This is a genomic window from Rhizobium sp. CSW-27 (genome assembly GCF_018760785.1).
GTDB lineage: Bacteria > Pseudomonadota > Alphaproteobacteria > Rhizobiales > Rhizobiaceae > Neorhizobium.
Window position 1 is genome coordinate 213022 of the sequence record NZ_JAHHZO010000010.1, and the last position, 19960, is coordinate 232981.

The 19960-nt window shown below is 63.5% G+C and carries 22 protein-coding genes, 1 tRNA gene and 1 riboswitch; of the genes, 10 read left to right on the forward strand and 13 right to left on the reverse strand.

The annotated features are described in order from the left end of the window. Window positions 1-196: 196 nt before the first annotated feature. The 3 genes from KLP42_RS19125 to KLP42_RS19135 all read right to left on the reverse strand — a co-directional run bounded on the left by KLP42_RS19125 (window position 197) and on the right by KLP42_RS19135 (window position 2513). On the reverse strand, window positions 197-841 hold the full coding sequence (locus KLP42_RS19125; RefSeq protein ID WP_215568544.1) for a YitT family protein: 645 nt from the start codon (window positions 839-841) through the stop codon (window positions 197-199). Then, window positions 841-1476 carry a YitT family protein gene (locus KLP42_RS19130; RefSeq protein ID WP_502941318.1) on the reverse strand — a complete coding sequence of 212 codons (636 nt, stop codon included), beginning with the start codon at window positions 1474-1476 and terminating at the stop codon, window positions 841-843. Before KLP42_RS19130 ends, KLP42_RS19125 begins: the two co-directional genes overlap by 1 nt. Before the next feature lie 101 nt (window positions 1477-1577). Beyond that, entirely contained in the window at window positions 1578-2513 is a 936-nt protein-coding gene (locus KLP42_RS19135) for a class I SAM-dependent DNA methyltransferase (RefSeq protein ID WP_215568546.1), read from the reverse strand. A gap of 144 nt (window positions 2514-2657) precedes the next feature. Between KLP42_RS19135 and KLP42_RS19140 the strand changes: the two genes are divergently transcribed. Together KLP42_RS19140 and KLP42_RS19145 are read left to right on the forward strand one after the other, a co-directional pair. Then, a complete protein-coding gene (locus KLP42_RS19140; protein ID WP_215568547.1) occupies window positions 2658-2924 on the forward strand; it encodes a DUF6460 domain-containing protein in 267 nt (88 codons plus the stop codon). After that, on the forward strand, window positions 2924-3412 hold the full coding sequence (locus KLP42_RS19145) for a CAP domain-containing protein (RefSeq protein WP_215568548.1): 489 nt from the start codon (window positions 2924-2926) through the stop codon (window positions 3410-3412). Before KLP42_RS19140 ends, KLP42_RS19145 begins: the two co-directional genes overlap by 1 nt. A 322-nt stretch (window positions 3413-3734) precedes the next feature. Here KLP42_RS19145 and KLP42_RS19150 read toward each other — a convergent pair whose 3' ends face one another. Continuing rightward, window positions 3735-4817 (reverse strand): quinone-dependent dihydroorotate dehydrogenase, encoded by a 1083-nt coding sequence (locus KLP42_RS19150; RefSeq protein WP_215568549.1) that lies wholly within the window; start codon window positions 4815-4817, stop codon window positions 3735-3737. Then, window positions 4817-5161, reverse strand: coding sequence for a DUF952 domain-containing protein (locus KLP42_RS19155; protein ID WP_215568550.1), 345 nt, complete (start codon window positions 5159-5161; stop codon window positions 4817-4819). Before KLP42_RS19155 ends, KLP42_RS19150 begins: the two co-directional genes overlap by 1 nt. Before the next feature lie 157 nt (window positions 5162-5318). Here KLP42_RS19155 and KLP42_RS19160 point away from each other — a divergent pair, with 157 nt between their 5' ends. The 3 genes from KLP42_RS19160 to KLP42_RS19170 all read left to right on the forward strand — a co-directional run bounded on the left by KLP42_RS19160 (window position 5319) and on the right by KLP42_RS19170 (window position 7455). Continuing rightward, a complete protein-coding gene (locus tag KLP42_RS19160; protein ID WP_252193109.1) occupies window positions 5319-5711 on the forward strand; it encodes a hypothetical protein in 393 nt (130 codons plus the stop codon). A gap of 129 nt (window positions 5712-5840) precedes the next feature. Then, the gene (locus KLP42_RS19165) at window positions 5841-6488 is read left to right on the forward strand and encodes a response regulator (protein ID WP_215568552.1); all 648 of its coding nucleotides are present in this window, start codon (window positions 5841-5843) and stop codon (window positions 6486-6488) included. 301 nt (window positions 6489-6789) lie between these two features. Further along, window positions 6790-7455, forward strand: coding sequence for a S24 family peptidase (locus KLP42_RS19170; protein ID WP_215568553.1), 666 nt, complete (start codon window positions 6790-6792; stop codon window positions 7453-7455). A 101-nt stretch (window positions 7456-7556) separates the two neighbouring features. Here KLP42_RS19170 and KLP42_RS19175 read toward each other — a convergent pair whose 3' ends face one another. Beyond that, complete coding sequence (locus tag KLP42_RS19175) at window positions 7557-8393, reverse strand: transporter substrate-binding domain-containing protein (RefSeq protein WP_215568554.1); 837 nt, start codon at window positions 8391-8393, stop codon at window positions 7557-7559. Between the two features lie 103 nt (window positions 8394-8496). On the opposite strand from KLP42_RS19175, the gene KLP42_RS19180 reads away from it, so the two are divergent. Continuing rightward, entirely contained in the window at window positions 8497-10557 is a 2061-nt protein-coding gene (locus tag KLP42_RS19180) for a glycosyltransferase family 2 protein (protein WP_252193095.1), read from the forward strand. Here the strand turns inward: KLP42_RS19180 and KLP42_RS19185 are convergent. The 3 genes from KLP42_RS19185 to KLP42_RS19195 all read right to left on the reverse strand — a co-directional run bounded on the left by KLP42_RS19185 (window position 10464) and on the right by KLP42_RS19195 (window position 12879). Then, entirely contained in the window at window positions 10464-11456 is a 993-nt protein-coding gene (locus tag KLP42_RS19185; protein WP_215568555.1) for a glycosyltransferase family 10 domain-containing protein, read from the reverse strand. The genes KLP42_RS19180 and KLP42_RS19185 overlap by 94 nt on opposite strands. Before the next feature lie 166 nt (window positions 11457-11622). After that, window positions 11623-11696, reverse strand: a tRNA-Gly gene (locus tag KLP42_RS19190). Window positions 11697-11784: 88 nt separating this feature from the next. Then, complete coding sequence (locus KLP42_RS19195; RefSeq protein ID WP_215568556.1) at window positions 11785-12879, reverse strand: 2'-deoxycytidine 5'-triphosphate deaminase; 1095 nt, start codon at window positions 12877-12879, stop codon at window positions 11785-11787. A gap of 72 nt (window positions 12880-12951) precedes the next feature. Continuing rightward, window positions 12952-13030, forward strand: a riboswitch (SAM riboswitch). Between the two features lie 43 nt (window positions 13031-13073). Here KLP42_RS19195 and KLP42_RS19200 point away from each other — a divergent pair. The 3 genes from KLP42_RS19200 to KLP42_RS19210 all read left to right on the forward strand — a co-directional run bounded on the left by KLP42_RS19200 (window position 13074) and on the right by KLP42_RS19210 (window position 15181). Next, complete coding sequence (locus tag KLP42_RS19200) at window positions 13074-14258, forward strand: O-succinylhomoserine sulfhydrylase (protein WP_215568557.1); 1185 nt, start codon at window positions 13074-13076, stop codon at window positions 14256-14258. Window positions 14259-14390: 132 nt separating this feature from the next. Continuing rightward, complete coding sequence (gene apaG, locus KLP42_RS19205; RefSeq protein ID WP_215568558.1) at window positions 14391-14783, forward strand: Co2+/Mg2+ efflux facilitator ApaG/CorD; 393 nt, start codon at window positions 14391-14393, stop codon at window positions 14781-14783. Window positions 14784-14911: 128 nt separating this feature from the next. Further along, window positions 14912-15181 carry a hypothetical protein gene (locus KLP42_RS19210; protein ID WP_215568559.1) on the forward strand — a complete coding sequence of 90 codons (270 nt, stop codon included), beginning with the start codon at window positions 14912-14914 and terminating at the stop codon, window positions 15179-15181. 31 nt (window positions 15182-15212) lie between these two features. Here the strand turns inward: KLP42_RS19210 and KLP42_RS19215 are convergent, their stop codons facing one another. The 3 genes from KLP42_RS19215 to KLP42_RS19225 all read right to left on the reverse strand — a co-directional run bounded on the left by KLP42_RS19215 (window position 15213) and on the right by KLP42_RS19225 (window position 18575). Beyond that, a complete protein-coding gene (locus KLP42_RS19215; RefSeq protein ID WP_215568560.1) occupies window positions 15213-16202 on the reverse strand; it encodes an Hsp33 family molecular chaperone in 990 nt (329 codons plus the stop codon). A 206-nt stretch (window positions 16203-16408) separates the two neighbouring features. Further along, entirely contained in the window at window positions 16409-17326 is a 918-nt protein-coding gene (gene argF / locus KLP42_RS19220) for an ornithine carbamoyltransferase (protein ID WP_215568561.1), read from the reverse strand. A 52-nt stretch (window positions 17327-17378) separates the two neighbouring features. Then, entirely contained in the window at window positions 17379-18575 is a 1197-nt protein-coding gene (locus tag KLP42_RS19225) for an aspartate aminotransferase family protein (protein WP_215568562.1), read from the reverse strand. A gap of 416 nt (window positions 18576-18991) precedes the next feature. Between KLP42_RS19225 and KLP42_RS19230 the strand changes: the two genes are divergently transcribed. Continuing rightward, on the forward strand, window positions 18992-19546 hold the full coding sequence (locus KLP42_RS19230; protein ID WP_215568563.1) for a GcrA family cell cycle regulator: 555 nt from the start codon (window positions 18992-18994) through the stop codon (window positions 19544-19546). Window positions 19547-19724: 178 nt separating this feature from the next. On the opposite strand, the gene KLP42_RS19235 is transcribed toward KLP42_RS19230, so the two are convergent. Then, a partial coding sequence (locus KLP42_RS19235) for a winged helix-turn-helix domain-containing protein (RefSeq protein WP_215568564.1) occupies window positions 19725-19960 on the reverse strand: 236 nt, incomplete at its 5' end.

Genomic DNA, 19960 nt, shown 5'->3' on the forward strand with positions numbered 1-19960 from the left:
GGAGAAAGTGGCGGGCCATCTTCAAGGCACAAGAGCGTGATAATACGATATATTATTACATCGACGGGAATTTGCCGGTGCAGCACCCCTCCGCCTCGCGCCGAACACCAGCCTGCCGTGCTGAAGCCGTTGCTGAGACCCTTGCTGCGTGCATTCGCCAACTGGCTGTGGTCAGTGCCGGGAAAAGGCTCCGGCGCTAGCGCACGATGTAGCGGTCGGTGCGGTGGTTGATGGCGAGTGTCAGGTTCAGCGTCACAGCCGCCAGGATGGAGCAGAGAATGACGAAGGGGGTGGCGACAAAGAAGGAGATCGTCAGCACGACACCATCGAGCGCCAGCTGCACCAGGCCGGCGCGCCAGCCGAACTTGTCCTGCAGGTAGAGCGCCAGGATGCCGAAGCCGCCGAGGCTTGCCCGGTGCCGGAAGAGGGCGAGCATGCCGGTGCCGATCAGCAACCCGCCGAAAAGGGCGGCGACCAGCGGGTTGATCTCGCCGATGGAAACGAGATCCGGCAGGATTTCCGTGAGAACCGAGGTGAGCGCCACCGCCGCAAAGGTCTTCAGCGTGAAGGCCAGTCCCAGTCGCCTGTAGGCCAGCCAGTAGAACGGCAGGTTGAGCAGGAAGAAGACCACGCCGAAACTCAGGCCCGTCGAATAGCGCAGCAGGAAGCCGAGACCGGCCGTGCCGCCGATCAGGAGATGGGCTGAGGAAAGCAATGTGACGCCGAGCGCCGCCAGCATGGAACCGGCCACCACGCCCTGGATATCCTCCAGGATCGAATGGCGGTCGGAACTTGAAGCCCAGAAGCCGACCGGCGTCTTTTGCTGGCTTGCATTGGCCATCAGCGCACCACGATGTAACGGTCCGAGCGATGGTTGATCGCCAGGAACAGGTTGAGGATCACCGCGCCGAGGATCGACCAGACGACGACCTGCCAGTCGAGCACCAGGAAGGCGCAGGCCATGACGCCGGTATCGAAGGCAAGCTGGATCAGGCCCGCCTGGATGCCGAAGCGCTCCTGGATGTATATCGCCAGAATGCCCACACCGCCAAGGCTCGCCCGGTGCCGGTAGAGTGCCAGCAGACCATAGCCCAGCAACAGTCCGCCCATCAGCGCGCCCCAGAAGGGATGCAGGTAATCGATCAGCAGGAAGCGCTTTTCCGCCTCGGTGATCAGCGAGACGAGACCGATGGCAACGAATGTCTTGGCCGAAAAGGCAAGCCCGAGCCGCTTGAAGGAGAGATAGTAGAAAGGCAGGTTGACGAGGAAGAACAGCAGGCCGAACGAGATCTTGAACGTGTAGTGCACCAGGAAGGCGACGCCCGCCGTGCCGCCGGTCAGCAGGCCGACGCGATTGAGGAAATAGAAGCCGAGCGCCGAAACCAGTGCCCCGGTCAGAAGGCCCTGGCTGTCCTCCAGCAGCGTGTGCTGCGAGGGATCGGCGCTGTAGAAACCGAGCGTCTTCTTCTGTGACAAGGCCATGTTCCCCGTTGTGTTTTGCCGCGATTGTGCACTGCAGAACAGACGGCTTCAAGATGGGGCAGCATCCCTGACCGAAAAGGCAAGAAAGCGCGCGTTCACGCCGTCAGCCGGGCAAGAAACAGAATGCCGAAGACGGGTTTGCCGGCATCCATGCGAATATCGGTCTTCATCAGGTCGAGCAGCGTGAAGCCGCACTCGGCCAGCAGTGCCTGCACATAGGCTTCGGCATGGGCATAGCGCAGCGAAGGCTGCAGGCTGAAGCCCTCGGCCGTATCGCCGCCATCCTCCACCGAAAAGGCAAAGAGGCCGCCGGGTCGCAGCAGCGCGCGCACCAGCCCGAAGGTGGTGCCGAGACTGCCGAGATACATCAGCACATCGGCAGCGGAGACAAGATCGGCACGCTGACGCGGCAGTTCAGCGGCAAACAGGCTGTCGACAGCCGATGCATCGGAAAGGTCCGCCTGCCCGAGATGATGGTAGAGCCCCTTTTCCTGCGCCTTGGCCAGCATGTTGGCCGAAAGATCGAAGCCTTCCAGCCGCTGCGTGACAGCCGCCACCTCGACGCCGAACAGGCCCGTGCCGCAGCCGAGGTCCACAACGCGCGCGAACGGCGCATGCGGCGCGACCATGGAAAACAGCTTCTGCGGCACGCTGTAGTTCAGCTTCTCCACCAGCGCCGTCTCGAAGCGGTCGGCATAGTCATCGAACAGCCCTTCCACATAGGCGGATGGCGGTGTCTCCGGCGTCGGGGCGGCACCGAGCAGGGCAAGTTTCAGTTCGGCGCCGAACAGGCCCGTATCATCCTGCTCGGCTACGCGGGAAAACGCCTCGATCGCCTTTGCCGGCAGTGCAGCCTTCTCGCAATAGTCGCCAAGCAGGAACCAGCCGGCCGTCCAGCCGGGCACGATCTCGAGCGCCTGTTCGATGAGTTCGGCGGCGGCGGCATGGTCGCCCGCCTCCGCCAGCATGCGGGCATAATCGGCGCGGCGATCGGCGATCACGTCGCCGGACGAGAACTGGATGGGTGTCATGGATTTCGATGTTCCGAGGATCGCGCGCTTCTGGACGAAGCCACAAAAAAACACAAGTTCTATCGCATGCGGCAATGCAGAATGCTTGCGGGCCCGGGATGCGGAACCTATGTCTTGCAGCGCAACGAACCGAGGACAAACGGCATGGCCGAGCAGGTGAACAGGTTTCTGGGCGACAGCCCCGGGCGAACGATCGTCAAGCTGATCGTGGTGTCGCTGATCGTCGGCTTCGTCATGACGGTCTTCGACGTTCGGCCATGGGATGTGTTCCACGGCATCCGCGACTTCGTTCTCGACCTGTGGCATCGCGGCTTCAAGGCGCTCGGCGCCGTGGGTGACTACCTGCTGGTGGGCGCAACCATCGTCATTCCTGCCTTCGTGATCCTGCGCATTCTGAGCTATCGACGCTGATGACCCCTCTTCTTCATTCCCGCCGCGGCCTTGTTCTGTTTTCGGGCGCGGCTCTGGCCACCCTTGCCGGCTGCTCCATCACGCCGCGAATCCTGCCCGTCGATGGCGCAACGGACGATACCCGCGGTGCTCTGCCGCTCGTCAACGCGCTGAGGGCGAAACATGGGCTCTCGCCGGTCTCCGCAAGCAGCCCCACGGCGCGCGCGGCGGCGGAACAGGCGGTGCGCATGGCCCGCGCCAACCAGATGAGCCATCTGATCGGCTTTGGCGACGATTTCGGTGCGCGCATGAAACGCAACGGCGTGCCGCTGCCGGCGGCAGAAAACATCGCCAGCGGCCAGGCCGACGTGACGGCCGCTGTCGAAGCCTGGATCAATTCGCCGAAGCATCTGGAGAACATGCTGGGCAATTACCGCATGATGGGCGTTGCCATGGCGCGCTCGCCATCCACCGCGCGTCCCTATTGGGCAATGGTTCTGTCGGCCTGATGCAGAACCGCGTGCCGGCGCCCGGTTCGGGACACCGCACCCGCAATGGCCATGCGGCGCAGCCATTTACGCTGTAGGTCCGGCAGGATCACTCAGAACCGGGTGAACCCCTCAAGGTCCACGACCAGCCAGATCATAATGCGAAGCAGGACCACGAAAGCAGCCAGCACGATCAATATAAATGATGGACGACTAATTAATGTCTTCATCAAAAGACAGCGCCGATCTCTGTTTACTTGCCGATACCCCTAAGATCCGGGAGTGTCAAAGTCAAGCAACACATCTTTCATCGCACAGAAACTGTCCATCTATACGAATTTCATCATAATCTCTCGGCCGCCCACCTTTCCATTGCCGTCGATTTGACGTCCAGGATCGAGGACAGACCCAGGCGCGTTGCCGCATTACCGAGGCCACGGACGATCTCGCCCGCCAGACCCGGCCCGCGATAGACCATGCAGGAATAAAGCTGCACCAGATCCGCGCCGGCACGGATCTTCTCGAGCGCCGTCTCCGCAGACGACACGCCGCCAACGCCGATGATCGGCAGGTCCGGCCCCAGGCGCTTGCGCATGCGGGCGAGAACGGCCGTCGAGCGATGGAAGACGGGCTTGCCGGAAAGGCCGCCCGTTTCGCCCGCCTGCCGCACATCCTTCAGCCCGTCGCGCGACAGCGTGGTGTTGGAAACGATCAGGCCATCCAGCGAATGCGAGAGAACCTCGGCGGCAACATCGTCCATGCCCTCCTCCGTCAGGTCCGGTGCGATCTTGAGGAAAACGGGAACAGGGCGACCGCGCCGGACCGCCTCCGCATCGCGCGCGGCAAGCACGGCGGAAAGCAGGGCCGCCAGGCTTTCACGCGCCTGCAGGTCGCGCAGGCCGGGCGTGTTGGGCGAGGAAATATTGACGGTGAAATAACGGGCGACGCCGGCAAAGCGATGAATGCCCGCCACGTAATCGGCAATGCGATCCTCGCTGTCCTTGTTGGCGCCGATATTGACCCCGACAATGCCGCGGGTCTTCAGCGCCGAAAGGCGTCTGAGCGCCGCCTCGTGCCCCTCGTTGTTGAAGCCCAGCCGGTTGATCACCCCCTCATCCGCCACCAGACGGAAGATGCGCGGACGCGGATTGCCCGCCTGCGGCTTCGGCGTCAGCGTGCCGACCTCGGTGAAGCCGAAGCCCAGCCGCAGCATCGCCTCCGGCACCTCGGCATTCTTGTCATAGCCGGCGGCAAGTCCGACGGGATTCGGAAAATCGAGACCCGCCAGGCGCACCCGCAACCGCGCATCCTCCGGCACCGCGCAGGCCGGCACGAGGCCGGATTTCAGCGCGGCAATCGAAAGCCCATGCGCCGTTTCCGGGTCTAGCGTGAAGAGGGGCGCGCGCAGAAAATCGAAGACGGACATCAGGAAAGCTCCGGAAACTGGTGGGTGCCATCGGGCGAAAGCGGCAACGGCCTTTCCCACAGAACCGCATCCAGCGGCAAGGCCGCATAAAGATGTGGAAAGAGAGCGCCGCCGCGAGAGGGTTCGAAGACGAGGCTTTCGCCCAGCAGCGCGCCATCGACGGCCACGAGCAGAAGATCGTCCTGACCGGCAAAATGACGCCGTGCCGTCTCGGCGACCTGTTCTGCCGTCGAAAAATGGATAAAGCCATCCGCATGGTCGACCGCAGCGCCCGTAAAAATGCCGGTGCTTCGCGCCGATTGCCACAAATCGTGCGGAACGATCTTATATACGATGCTGCTCATGCGCGTCTCTCCTTCGGCAAAGGACGCAGAGGCTTTGCCGCAAACGGCGGCCATTGTCCATGCCGGCCGCCACGAAGGAAGAGGCCCGGAGCACCGGGGCGAACGGCCCCGGCAACGGCAAGGGAGTGGCAGGATGCGAACAGGAATATATGCCTTGATGCTGATCATTGGCCCGGCTGAGACGATGGCGCAGGCCCAGACCTCGCCGCCCGGCCCCGAGGCTTTACCCCGCTACCGGCTTGAGCGCACCGAACACGGTTTCATCAGGCTGGACCAGCAGACCGGCGCGGTGAGTTCCTGCCGCGAGGAGACGACCGGGCTCGTCTGCCGGCTGGCAGCCGACGAGCGGGCCGCCTGGGAACAGGAACTCGACATGCTCGCAAGGCGCGTGGCCGCCCTGGAGGCGCGGGCGGGTCGCCCGGAGGATCAAGCCCCCGCGGAGGCGGATATCGAGCGCTCGCTATCGATCATGGAACGTTTCATGCGCCGCTTCATGAACCTCATCGAGGAATTTCGCGGCCATGAGACGCCGCAACCGGATCGCACCTGATCCTTCGGATGAGGCGCCTGCCCGGCCCACAATTTGCCCCCTGAAACTTAGACTTGTTTCGCGGTTAATGCAGGACTAAGAATATAATCGGGCAGGAAGCAGACTGTGCTCTTGGGAGGGGGCGTGGACATGCAGGAATTGACGATCATCATCGCCGACGATCACCCCTTGTTCCGCGGCGCACTGTGTCAGGCATTGGGCGATATTGCCGAACGCCCCTGCGTGATCGAGGCCGGCACGTTCGAAGCCGCCCGGACGGCGGCACAGACCCATCCGGACGCGGATCTGATGCTGCTAGACCTCGCCATGCCAGGGGTCAGCGGCTTTTCCGGCCTGATGTCCCTGCGTGCCGAGGTTCAGAGCCTGCCGATTATCATTGTCTCGGCCAGCGACGACGCCGCCACGATCAGGCGCGCGATCGAACTGGGCGCATCCGGCTTCATTTCCAAGTCTTCCGGGCTGGACGATATACGCTGCGCGATCCGCACCGTGCTGGATGGCGGCGTGTGGACACCGAAGGATTACGCCGCCTGCCCGGACGAGGACCCGGCACTGGCCGATCTGATGGAGCGGCTGAAGACACTGACGCCACAGCAGAGCCGGGTGCTCTCCATGCTGGCCGAAGGACTGCTCAACAAGCAGATTGCCTATGAACTCGGCGTGTCCGAGGCCACCATCAAGGCGCATGTCTCCGCCATCCTCCTGAAGCTGAATGTCGACAGCCGCACCCAGGCCGTCATCAAGCTCGGCAAGATCAACGTGGCAATGGTGGCCTGACGGGCACACAAAAGGATTTTATTCCTTTTTCACTTTACTCTGAAATAGGCTTTGACTAGAACTGGGAGTGTCGGACATCCCGGTGTTCTGGTCTTTTGCCTACGGCCTCGACAATGGTTCCGGTTGAGGACATGGCGGCATCGACGGCGGCAGGCCCCGACGCGATCGGGGCGACGGCAAACATGACAGACGCGGGCGCGCGCCGGCGAAACCGAGGCCCCGGGCCGGCCTGTCGCAATGAATGTCCGGGCTGGTTTGCCGAATGAAGGGCACTGGGCAAGGGCTGGGAGCACGAACGGCAATGTTGTCGCACGAAACGATCTGGAAGGCGCTCGATACGCTGGCGGAACGTCATGAGATGACCGCCTCCGGCCTCGCGCGCCGTGCCGGGCTCGACCCCACCTCCTTCAACAAGTCCAAGCGTCACGGCCCGGACGGCAGGCTGCGCTGGCCCTCGACGGAATCAATCGCCAAGGTGCTCGAGGCCACCGGGGTCTCGCTCGACCAGTTCATGAGCTACATGCCGCAGACCACCCGCCAGGGCGGCCTGCCGGAGGGCGCGTTTCCACCGCAGGCCAGTGCCATTCCTCTGTTGGGCTTTGCCCAGGCCGGCGCCGGCGGCTTCTTCGATGATGGCGGCTTTCCCGCCGGCCAGGGTTGGGACGTGGTGGATTTTCCGACCGATCCCGGTCGCAAGGCTGGCGTCTATGCCCTCGAAGTGCAGGGCGATTCCATGCTGCCGCTCTACCGGGACGGCGACCGGCTGATCGTGGAACCCGGCGCGCAGATCCGCCGCGGCGACCGAATCGTCGTCAAGACGCGTGAGGGCGAGGTAATGGCCAAGGTTCTGTTGCGTCAGAGCGCCCGCACGATCGAACTCGGCTCACTCAACCCAACCCATCCCAACCGCAGCTTCGACATGGCGGATGTCGAATGGATCGCCCGGATCATCTGGGCAAGCCAGTAGGGTTTTCCGATCGGTGCCGCAGCAGCTTTTCCCGCAGCCACCGGCGGACACCGCGCAATCCCGCCGCCGCCCGGTTCGACCGGCGATCGGGACCGTCCGCGTCAATAAAAGCCGTTCGGGAAATAGCGCAGATAGATATCCTGCAGCTTTCCCTTGCGGACAAGCTGCGTCAGCGCATAGTCGAAGGCCTGCGCCAGTTGCGGCGTGTTCCTGCGCGTCATCAGCACCATGCCTTCTCCCAGGAAACGCTCCGAAAGATAGGGCCCGTCATAGAGGGTGCAGCAGCCCTGCGCGCCCTCTCCCGCCACCCAGAAGGGAAGACGCAGGCCATCGGAAAAGACCGCGTCCACCTCCTTCCGCTTCAGGGCGTCCAGCATGCCGGCCTGGTCCTCGAAGGCAACCTGTTTCAGCCTTGGAAAGAAGCTGGCGAGCATTGCCTGATGCACCGTTCCCCTGACCACGCCAACCGGCCGACCGGCCAGCGCTTCGGCAGCCTTTCCCTCGAGCCCCACCTCGCGGTTGCGGGCGAACCGCGCCGGGATGCTGATATAGGGTCTGGAGAAGGCGAAGCGCTGGCGAAGGGCGGGCGTGACCGCAATGCCGGCGGCGATGGCCTCGCCCTCGCCCGCCTCGAGCGCCGCCTCCAGATCCGCAAAGGGCATGGCCTGCACCTGGCACTTCGCCTCGATCGCCAGCTCGCGGCAGATTTCCCGGACCAGATCCAGGTGAAAGCCCGCCAGACGCCCCGTCTGGTCCACGAAACTGAAGGGCGGAAAGTCCACCGTCGTCAGCACGCGAAGACGCGGCAGCGTCGATAGATCCGGCCGCGCCAGACGTTCGTCGGCATCGAACAGAACCGGCATCTCGGATGTCTGCGCCCGCGCGGAAGGCGCCCCGAGAAGGATGACGGCCGCAAGAATCAGCAGAATTTTTTGCATCTTTTGCGAGAATCCCTCAGTTTTGCCAGGTGAAACTATTGCGTGTCCGTCTATGATCATCTCGGGGACATGGGGCGCAACTCTTGCGGTATGGTGTATCAGCTTGAGTGAGACGGGGGAATATCCGCCCACGATGGCGGATTTGCGCAAGCGCGTCCTGGCGCATCGAGGATGGCTTCACATTCTGGAGGCGGGCCAGGGCGAAGATACGGAAGCGTCCGTTCTGGTGACGCTCGGATTTTCCGCATCGCGCATCGCGGCGCTGGCGGCCGAGGCGGCGAGCAACGGCACGACCATCGAGACGGAGCTTCTGCATTCCGGCGCGACGACCGAGGACGCCTATTATCGGGCGGTTGCCCGGTTCTTCCGCCTTCCCTTCATGGAGCGGATCGATCCGCAGACCGTGGTTGACCTCGACGGACTGGATACGCAGCTTGTCCAGCCCCTGCAGGTTCGCCTGACCTATCCGAACCGGGCACCGCAGATCGCCATGGTGCCGCGGGCGGAGAAACTGCCGGAATTCGCCGCCTTTCTGGCCAGGAAGCCGGCCCTGCGCGATGGCCTCGTGATCACCACGCCATCCGCCTTGCGTGCAGCCGTCTGGGAGGCGGGATCGGCCCGCCGGGTGCGCCGGGCCGCGACCGATCTCTTCGACATGCAGCCGCATCTTTCGGCCCGCATCATCACCACCGGAACGCAGGGGCTGGTTGCCGGCAGCATGCTGACGGCACTGGCGGCCATCTGCATCGCCATGCCCGCCATCCTGCTGCCGCTGCTGCACATCACCATCACGCTTCTCTACTTTGCCTGTCTTGCGCTACGCATGGTGGCCCTTGTCGAACAGCGGCGGCAGCGACGGCGGGCACCGGCCCTGCCTCAGCCGGTGGAAGAGCCGCTGCCCGTCTATTCGGTGATGGTGGCAATCTACCGCGAGGCGGATATGGTGCCGCAACTGGTGGCGAGCCTTCAGCGGCTGGAATGGCCGCGCTCCCGCCTCGACATCAAGATCGTCTGCGAAAGGGATGACGCAGAGACGCTGGCCGCTCTCGATGCACAGAAACTGCCGCCGCATTTCGAGGTGGTGAAGGTGCCGCCTTATCACCCGCGTACCAAGCCGAAGGCGCTGGCCTATGCCCTCGCTGCGGCCCGTGGCGAATTTCTCGCCATTTACGACGCGGAAGATCGGCCGCATCCCGGCCAGTTGATGGAGGCCTATCGGCGCTTCCGGTCGAGCGGTCCGGAGCTTGCCTGCCTGCAGGCGCCGCTGATCATCTCCAATGTCGACGAGAACCACATCAGCGCCCTGTTCGCCATGGAATATGCCGCCCTGTTCCGCGGCCTGCTGCCGATGCTGTCGCGCTATCGCATGCCGCTACCGCTCGGCGGCACCTCCAACCATTTCCGCACGGCGGTGCTGCGCCGGGTGGGCGGCTGGGACCCGTTCAACGTCACAGAGGATGCCGATCTCGGCCTCAGGCTCTACCGGCTCGGCTATCGCTCGGAAACACTGCGCTGCCAGACGCTGGAAGAGGCTCCGGTCAGCCGCGCCGTCTGGATCGGTCAGCGGACCCGCTGGTTCAAGGGCTGGCTGCAGACCTGGCTGGTGATGACCAGAAACCCGCTGCTGACGGCGCGGCAGATGGGATGGCGCGCCATGCTGGTCTTCCACCTGCTGATCGGCGGCATGCTGTTTTCAGCCCTGCTGCATCCGCTGATCCTCGTGCTGTTCATCAAGGCACTGCTGCTGCTCGCCCACACGCCGCTTGCTGAGATGGGTATGCTGACGCTCGGCCTGATGCTGATGGACGGCCTCAACGTCATCGCAAGCTATCTCGTGTTTCTCGGGCTCGGCATGGGCTCGATGATCGGCCTGGAAAAGCTGAAGGTCGGCCGGCGCTGGATCGCCGTGCCGATGCACTGGATGATGAGTTCCTACGCCGCCTGGCGCGCCGTCAATGAGCTGCGCACCAATCCCTTTTTCTGGAAGAAGACGCCGCACCGGCCGGCCCGGACGGCCCGCGCCGGCGAAGCGTCCGCCGCGCCGGGCGAATGGATGCGGTCTACCTCGGTTCAGCGGCTGCGCAAAGCCTTGCGCCAGGCCTTGCGCTTCATGTTGAGCTTGCTGAACCAGGAGCGCTGGCGCGGGGCGTTGCGGCGCACATAAACGGGCGCATAGCCATACCGGGTGCGGCGGCGGGCAGCTTCCGGCTCCTGATGCAGGATGTGATTGATAAAATCGGCAAGCTCCTGCCGGCGGAACGAGGGATCATTGCCATCGGCAAAGACGGGCTCGTTCAGCATGGCGACCATGCGCTGCGGATCGGCCGCCAGCTGCATCACATGCGCGATGCAGCTTTCGTCGTCGGGAAAATCGTGGCGGTTGACGAAGGCTCGCGGATTGAAGTCCAGATCGACCAGCGGATTGCCCCAGTAGATCGGAATGCAGCGCGCGGCAAAGGCGTGGAAGATCTTTTCCGTCGTGTAGCCCGGCGTTCCGGAATTTTCAAACGCGATGGCGAAGTTGAAACCGCCCATGACCTTCAGCTTGGCCGGCACCGGCTTCAGGCCGGTCATCCGGGAAAAGCTGTCGTCATTGCGCAGATGACGGCCGAGCGAATTGACCGGCCGATGCGCAGAAAGGTGATGGAAGAAGGCGTCGCGAACCGGATCGGCGCGGCCATTGGAGTAGATGAAGGTGCAGAAGCCGCGATCTTCGACAAGGCGCGCATCAATTGGCGCCCGATCCCTCACCTGCTCGGCCAGCGCAAGATCCTCCAGATAGAAGGGATGGCGCAGATAGCGGTCGCCGAAGGTCATATGATCGAAGCCGATGCCGTAATCGCAGACATTGAAATCCGGCCGCACATTTTCGCCCGTATAGAAGACGCGCACGCAGTCGTCATAGGTGCGGTGCATCGTGTCGAAGCAGGAATAGAACAGCACCTGCGGCTGCCTGGGATCGAGCACGACCCTGATATCGTCCGACAGGCCTTCCAGCAGGAAAAGATCCTCCGGATTGAAACCCGGCCAGAAATCCGTGTACCAGACCCGCACTGTCTTCATCGCCGCACCCGTCCTTTGCGCCCTTCCGCCTCGCTCTTAGTGGCTTCGCTGGGCTTTACAAGAGGAGGCAGATCCCCGACCGGCAAAAGGCGACAAGAACCGCGCCGCGCAGTGGGCAAGGGACAGGGGCGCGCCTTGATGCGTTCCGAACAAAGGATGGGGAGAATGGAGCGGGTGAAGGGAATCGAACCCTCGTATTCAGCTTGGGAAGCTGCTGCTCTACCATTGAGCTACACCCGCGACGCGAAGCAGACCTAGCATCTGGCCCCGGTTCCTTCAAGAGCAAAGCACCGTCAGGAGGCCGCAGGTCCGGAAGACGAAGGGGCGCTCACCCCCTGAAATGCTTCGAGAGCTTCAGGCCCTGCGCCTGATAGTTGGAACCGAGGCCGGAACCGTAGAGTGCCTCTGGCCGCTCCTGCATGTGTTCATAGACGAGGCGGCCGACGATCTGGCCATGTTCGAGAATGAAGGGAACCTCGTGGCTTCTCACCTCCAGCACCGCCCGCGCGCCGGACCCGCCGACGGCGGCATGCCCGAAGCCCGGATCGAAAAACCCGGCATAATGAACGCGGAACTCGCCGACCAGCGGGTCATAGGGCGTCATCTCGGCCGCATAGAGCGGCGGCACGTGCACGGCCTCGCGGGAGACGAGGATATAGAACTCGTCGGGATCGAGGATCAGTTCGTCGCGGCCACGGCTGAAAAGCGGCTCCCAGAAGTCGAGCACGTCGTGATCTGCCTTGCGATCCACATCGATGACGGAGGTATGGTGCTTGCCGCGGTAGCCGATCAGGCCGTCGGGACCCGTGCCCTTGAGGTCGATCGACAGCGCGATGCCGCCGCCGGACACGTTCGGCCGCTCGCTCGCCACCAGCGTTTCCGCCTCGTGCAGGGCAAGAACCTCGGCCTCGGTCAGCAGGGCGTGGCCGGTGCGGAAGCGGATCTGCGACAGGCGCGAGCCGCGACGCACGATGACCGGAAAGGTGCGCGGCGAGATTTCGAGATAGAGCGGGCCGCGATAGCCGGCCGGAATCTTGTCGAATTCCTGGGCGCGATCGACCATAACACGCGTGAAGATGTCGAGGCGGCCGGTGGAACTCTTGGGGTTGGTCGAGGCGGATAGATCGTCCGGCAGATCGAGGCTTTCCATCAGCGGCACGATGTAGACGCAGCCGGTTTCCAGCACCGCGCCGTTCTCCAGATCGATCTCGTGCAGCGTCAGCCGCTCCAGCTTGTCGGCCACGCTGTGGTTGGGGCCGGGCATGAAGCTGGCACGCACGCGCAGCGCCTTGGAGCCCAGCCTCAGATCCAGGCTCGCCGGCTGGATCTGGTCGGCATCGAGCGCCGCCTCGGATTTCAGCCTGCCGTCTGCGAAAAGAGCGCCGATGGCGCGATCTGCCAGAATGCCCGCGTTGCGTTTCATTGACCCTATCCTTCAATCGCGCGACAAAAGCAAAAGCAGGCAATTGACGCAAGCGCTTCGCAGGCGTATGCGAACTTATCCCGTGGTGATTTGGCCGGTCGGCTTGCAGCCACGTTAAACAAGTGGCTAAAAGGACCGGGTGCGAAACCGGTCTGCTTTGCGACCGGTTTTTTTGTTATGAAGTGGTGACACGCATGAGCAAGACCTGGCGCCCCGCAACCCAACTCGTCCATGGCGGCACGCTGCGCTCGCAGTATGGCGAAACCTCCGAAGCGATCTACCTGACGCAGGGCTTCGTCTATGAAAATTCCGCCGCGGCCGAAGCCCGCTTCAAGGGCGAGACGGACGGCTTCATCTATGCCCGCTACGGCAGCCCGACCAACGACATGTTCGAAAAGCGGATGATCGCGCTGGAAGGCGCCGAAGACGCCCGTGCCACCGCATCGGGCATGGCCGCCGTGTCTGCTGCCATTCTCTGCCAGGTCAAGGCCGGCGACCACATCGTTGCCGCACGCGCCCTGTTCGGCTCCTGCCGCTACGTCGTCGAGACGCTGGCGCCGAAATACGGCGTCGAGTGCACGCTGGTGGATGGCCGTGACCTCGCCAATTGGGAAGCCGCGATACGCCCCAACACCAAGGTCTTCTTCCTGGAAAGCCCGACCAACCCGACGCTGGAAGTGGTCGATATCGCGGGCGTGGCGAAGCTCGCCAACCAGGTGGGCGCCAAGCTGGTGGTCGACAACGTGTTTGCAACGCCGCTCTTCCAGAAGCCGCTGGAACTCGGCGCGCATGTGGTCGTCTATTCCGCGACGAAGCATATCGATGGCCAGGGCCGCTGCCTCGGCGGCGTCATCCTCTCCGACAAGCAGTGGATCGACGAAAACCTGCATGACTACTTCCGCCATACCGGCCCCGCCATGTCACCCTTCAATGCCTGGACGCTGCTGAAGGGCATCGAGACCCTGCCTCTGCGCGTGAAGCAGCAGACGGAAAGCGCCGGAAGGATCGCCGATTTTCTTGCCGACCAGGGCAAGGTCGCCCGCGTCATCTATCCGGGTCGCAAGGACCATCCGCAGGCCGACATCATTGCCCGCCAGATGACCGGCGGCTCGACGCTCGTCTGCTTCGAGCTGAAGGGCGGCAAGGATGCGGCCTTTGCGCTGCAGGATGCGCTGGAGGTGATCAAGATCTCCAACAATCTGGGCGACGCCAAGAGCCTGATCACGCATCCGGCCACGACGACGCACAAGAACCTGACGGATGAGGCACGCGCGGAGCTTGGCATTTCCGGCGGCACGCTGCGTCTTTCCTGCGGTATCGAAGATACCGACGACCTGCTCGACGATCTGGTCCAGGCGCTTTCCAAGGTCTCCGCCTGAGCTTTTTCTGCGACGATGCCGGTCGCAGGGCCGGCAAAACTTGTCGATCACCACATTCAATATGGGCGGATTTCTTGACCTTCCGCCCATACTGTACGATATCCCTAACGATACGCAGTGAAGGTGTCGCGCATGTATCGTGCCCGGACAAGGGATATCGAGGTCGAAGTCGAGCCCTATTATCTGGAGGAGCAGTCCGATCCGGAGGACAGCCGCTATGTCTGGGGCTATCGTATCGTCATATCCAACCATTCGGATCTGACGGTGCGGCTGGTTCACCGCTACTGGCACATCACCGACCAGAACGGCATCGTGGACGAAGTGGAAGGCCCCGGCGTTGTGGGAGAGCAGCCTCGCCTGCAGCCCGGCGACACCTTCGAATATTCCTCCGGCTGCCCGCTCGACACCCCATCCGGCATGATGTTCGGCCACTATCAGATGGAAACAGATGAAGGGGAAACCTTCATCGTCACCATTCCCGCCTTTTCACTGGATTCCCCGGGCCTGATGCGCGTGCTGAACTGAACCTGCGCCCGAACCCGGGTTCCGCTTTTCGCATGACGGCAAGCACAGGCCGGACGGGCCTTCACGACGGAGGTCGCGGAAACTTTCCGGGGCGCCGCCTGTTTCGCCTTCCTGACAATGGAGGCATCATGCAACGGGAAAAGCAGTTGATGGCCCTGTTCGGGGCTCTCGCCATCGCGCTCGCGGCAGGCGCGCTCTTCTTCTTCTTGTATGTGCAGGATCAGGAAACGGTTCCCGCAAACCGGGTGGAGGTTCCCTATCAGCGGACCGAGGACCTGCCACCCAGCGCGGTGGTGGACGAGACGAGCCACCCGGCCCTTGCCGGGGGTCAGAATACGGCAAACGGTACCGACATCCCGCCGCGCGACAAGCATCTGCCGCCGCGCAGCAGCGAGTAGAAGAGGTCCGCCGCCCGCCTTCGCCGGCCTCTCACGCGGCTTCGAATTCGGCGACGTCGTAGCGATAGGTGGTGGAGCAGAATTCGCAGGTGACCGCGATGTGGCCGTCTTCCTGGCTCGCCTCGATTTCCTCGGCGGTAAAGCCCTCCAGCACACCCTTGATCTTGTCGCGCGAGCAGCTGCAGCGATCGATGACCGCCTGCGGCTCATAGATGCGCACGCCGCGCTCGTGAAACAGACGATAGAGCAGCCGCTCTATCGCCACCTGCGGATCCGTCAGTTCGTCCGTGTCGACGGTTTCCACCAGCATGCGCGCTTCCGCCCAGGCATCGTCACCCGTCAGATCATGGGTGCGGTCGTCGCCGTCGCCGCCATGCAGGTCCGGCTGGCGCATGCGTTCCGGCGCCTGCGGCAGGAACTGGGCAAGAACGCCGCCAGCGCGCCAGTTGTGGCGCGGCTTGCCATCGTCATCGCGGTCCAGCAGTTCGGCAACGCCGAGCCGCACCTTGGTCGGGATCTGCTCCGACTGCCGGAAATAGACCCCGGCAATCTCCTCCAGCGACGAGCCGTCGAGCGGCACGATGCCCTGATAGGGCTGCATGCCATGGCCCTGATCGATGGTGAAGGCAAGCACGCCCTCGCCCAGAAGATCCGGCGGCGCCGTTCTGCCGGCGGCAACGGCGGTGGCCAGCGCCTCCTCGTCGAAACGGGCATAGGCACGCATGCTTTCCGGGCTGGTGAAATCCGCCACCAGCAGATCGACCGGACCGTCGCCCTTGGTCTGCACGGTGAACCGGCCCTCGAACTTCAGAGAAGTGCCGATCAGCGCGGTCAGCACGATCGCTTCCGCCAGAAGGCGTGCGACCGGGGCGGGATACTCATGACGGCCAAGGATGGCGTTCAGGAGCGGGCCAAGCTGCACCGCGCGGCCACGCACATCGAGGCCCTCCACCTGGAAAGGCACCACGCGGTCATCGCCCGCCAGATTGAGTTCGCTGAATTCCACAGTGGCCTCTGCCATGTCTTGCTCCTTCGCGCCGGAGCCACCCGTTTCGCACATATGGCGGGCAAGCGGAACCGCTCAACCACAGGAAAGAGGCCGACGCTGTCGTGTTGAGGCACCCGGACCGACGGCGCGGGCGCAATTGGGAAAGCCGACAGATGGGGGCATGCCCGAAATAAATCAAGGCATGCCCGGCGTCGTCCCGGAAACCGGCCGCTTCCGCGTCAGATGACGCCAAAGCACCAGGCCAGAACGGCCTTTTGCGCGTGCAGTCGGTTTTCCGCCTCGTCGAACACCACCGACTGCGGACCGTCGATCACCGCATCGGTCACTTCCTCGCCGCGATGGGCGGGCAGGCAGTGCATGAACAACGCGTCGTCCTTCGCCCTCTTCATCAGCTGCTCATTCACCTGGAAGGGCTGGAAGATGTTGTGGCCGCGCGCCTTGTGCTCCTGGTTCATCGACACCCAGGTATCCGTCACCACCATGTCGACACCGTCGACGGCACGATCGGCATCATGGCAGAGCATGATCTCGCCGCCATTGTTGCGCGACCAGTTGAGGTACTTGTCCAGCGGCTCGGAGCCCAGCGGCACGGCCATGTTCATCTTGTAGCCGAAGCGGGCAGAGCCTTCGATGAAGGAGTGCAGCACGTTGTTGCCGTCGCCGGTCCAGGCAAAGGTCTTGCCGGCAACAGGGCCGCGATGCTCCTCGAAGGTCAGAAGGTCGGCCATGATCTGGCAGGGATGCGTTTCGTCGGTCAGGCCGTTGATCACCGGGACGGTGGCGTGCTCGGCCATTTCCATCAGGCGGCGATGGTCCGTGGTGCGGATCATGATTGCATCGACATAGCGCGACAGCACCTTGGCGGTGTCGCCGATCGTTTCGGCGCGGCCGAGCTGCATTTCGGTGCCCGAGAGGAACAGCGTCTCGCCGCCCAGCTGACGCATGCCGACATCAAACGAGACGCGCGTGCGGGTCGAGGGCTTTTCAAAGATCATGGCCAGCATCTTGCCGGCCAGCGGCTTGTCCGCCGTGCCCGCCTTGGTGGCCTTCTTGCGCGTCAGCGCATCATCGAGAATGGTACGCAGCTCCCCTGACGAAACTGCCGAGAGGTCGAGAAAATGCTTGGGTGATGCCATGGTCCAATCCATCCGGGGCGCCATCCGGCGGCGCGCTCATCCTGGGGGGCCGTCAGGCCGATTTCTTCAACTGTTCACTCTGGAGCTTTTCAGCGGCGCGCTCGATACGGGCGATGCCCTCGCGCGCCTCATCCGCCGTCACCACCAGGGGCGGCAGCAGCCGGATCACGTTGTCACCGGCCGGAACGCCGAGAATATGCTCGTCGCGCATCGCAAGGGCGAGTTCGCCGGCCGGCACGCGGGCCTTGATGCCAAGCATCAGGCCTTCACCGCGGATTTCCTCGATCACGCCCGGGAAACGGTCCTTCAACGCCGCAAGCCCCTGGCGGAAGACAAGCGCCACATCGTTGACATTCTGCAGGAAGCCATCGGCCAGCACGACGTCGAGAACCGCATTGCCAACCGCCATCGCCAGCGGATTGCCACCATAGGTCGTGCCATGCACGCCGGGTTTCATGCCGGAGGCCGCCTCGGCGGTGGCAAGGCACGCGCCGAAGGGGAAGCCGCCGCCAATACCCTTGGCGACCGCCATGATGTCCGGCGTGACGCCGGTCCATTCATGGGCAAAGAACTTTCCGGTGCGGCCGACGCCGGTCTGCACCTCGTCGAACATCAGCAGCAGGCCATGTTCGTCACACAGCGCGCGCAACTCACGCAGGAATTCCCTGGACACGACGCGGATGCCGCCCTCGCCCTGGATCGGTTCGATCAGCAGGGCAGCGGTGTTCTCCGTGATCGCTGCCTTCAGCGCGTCCATGTCGCCGAACGGCACCTGGTCGAAACCCTGCGCCTTGGGGCCGAAGCCTTCGAGGTATTTTTCCTGGCCGCCGGCCGCGATCGTCGCGATCGTGCGGCCGTGGAAGGCCCCTTCGAAGGTGATGATGTGGAATTTTTCCGGATGCCCCTTGGCATAGTGGTAGCGCCGCGCCGTCTTGATCGCGCATTCCAGCGCCTCGGCGCCGGAATTGGTGAAGAACACCTTGTCGGCAAAGGTCGCCTCCACCAGACGCCGGGCCAGACGCTCCTGCTCGGGGATCTCGTAGAGGTTGGAGAGATGCCAGACCTTGTCGGCCTGATCCTTCAGCGCCGCAACGAGGTGCGGGTTGGAATGGCCGCAGGAGGTGACGGCAACGCCCGCGCCGAAATCGAGATATCGCTCGCCCGTTTCCGTCACGAGCCACACGCCCTCACCGCGTACGAAACGCAGAGGGGCCCTTGCAAACGTGTCGAAAAGCGCGGCTTCAGCCATGGCGACATCTCCCTGGGCACTAGGAACAAAGACGGCGACCCTCGCCGCCGGAAAATTAAAAATGCCGCCTCAAAGGGCGGCGCCGGCACTATCGGCATTTCGCGATGGGATGTCAACAAATCCCGTGGTTTTCCGGGCTTTTCCGTGGCTTGCCACGAAACTTGCGCCAGGCTTGCAGGCTGTGACAAAAATGACTCGCCGCGACAGCAAGTTGGGGAAAACCCCAAAATCGATTCGCGACGATTCCGGCGACTCTTGTCAGCGAGTCCACCGCCCATTAGGTTAAAGATCAATTACTAGACTGCATGCGGCGGAACTAGTCACCAAAAGTATAGATGTAGTATGCTCGGCGGAATTTCTTTCGCCGGAGGGTGAGTGATTCTGTCTCGCAAAATGCTCTAAGGCGGAGAGACAGCATGAACTGGACAGACGAGCGTGTCGAGAAGTTGAAAAGGCTATGGGCCGAGGGTCTGAGCGCGAGCCAGATCGCGGCGCAGCTGGGCGGCGTCAGCCGCAATGCCGTGATCGGCAAGGTGCACCGCCTCAACCTGCCGGGTCGCGCAAAGGCCGGCGGCACCCCGCAGGCGGCAAGCCGCCCGCAGGCGCGCAACACCTCGGCGCCGCGCGCTCCGAATTTTGCGGCCCGCGCCACGAACACCACCACGCGCACGGTTGCGCGTCCGGTCGGCGCAACGGTCGTCAAGGAAGAGATCGAGATCGAAGTCACCCAGCAGCCGGCTTACGAGGCGCCGGTCAATGTGGTGGTGCCGATGTCGCGCCGCCTGGCCCTGACGGACCTCACCGAGCGCACCTGCAAGTGGCCGATGGGCGACCCGCTGAAGGACGATTTCCACTTCTGTGGCGCAGAATCCGGCGAAAGCTCGCCCTATTGCAAATATCATGCGCGGCTGGCCTATCAGCCGGTCAACGAACGGCGCAAGGCCGCCAACGTCGCCGGCGCTCGCGGCTGAAGCAAGCCGATACCGCAGAGATCGAAAGAACGGGCCCTGCGCCCGTTTTTTTTGTGTTCACTGTCCCCGGCGCCCCCCCGCAACGCGCTCACCCCGCTCGACGCGAAGGGTGCAGACGAAAACACCCGGCTGCAGGGCAACCGGGTGTTTTGTGATCGGATCATGTGCCGGAAAGCTGTCAGGCTTCCATGGAGTATCCCGCGCCGCGGACGGTTCGGATGACATCCTGCATGTTGGAGAAGTTGAGCGCCTTGCGCAGGCGCCCGACATGCACGTCGACGGTGCGCTCGTCCACGTAGATGTCGTGGCCCCAGACGCCGTCGAGCAGCTGCGAGCGGGAGAAGACGCGGCCGGGCGAGGCCATCAGGAATTCCAGCAGCCGGAACTCCGTCGGGCCGAGCCGCACTTCGCGGC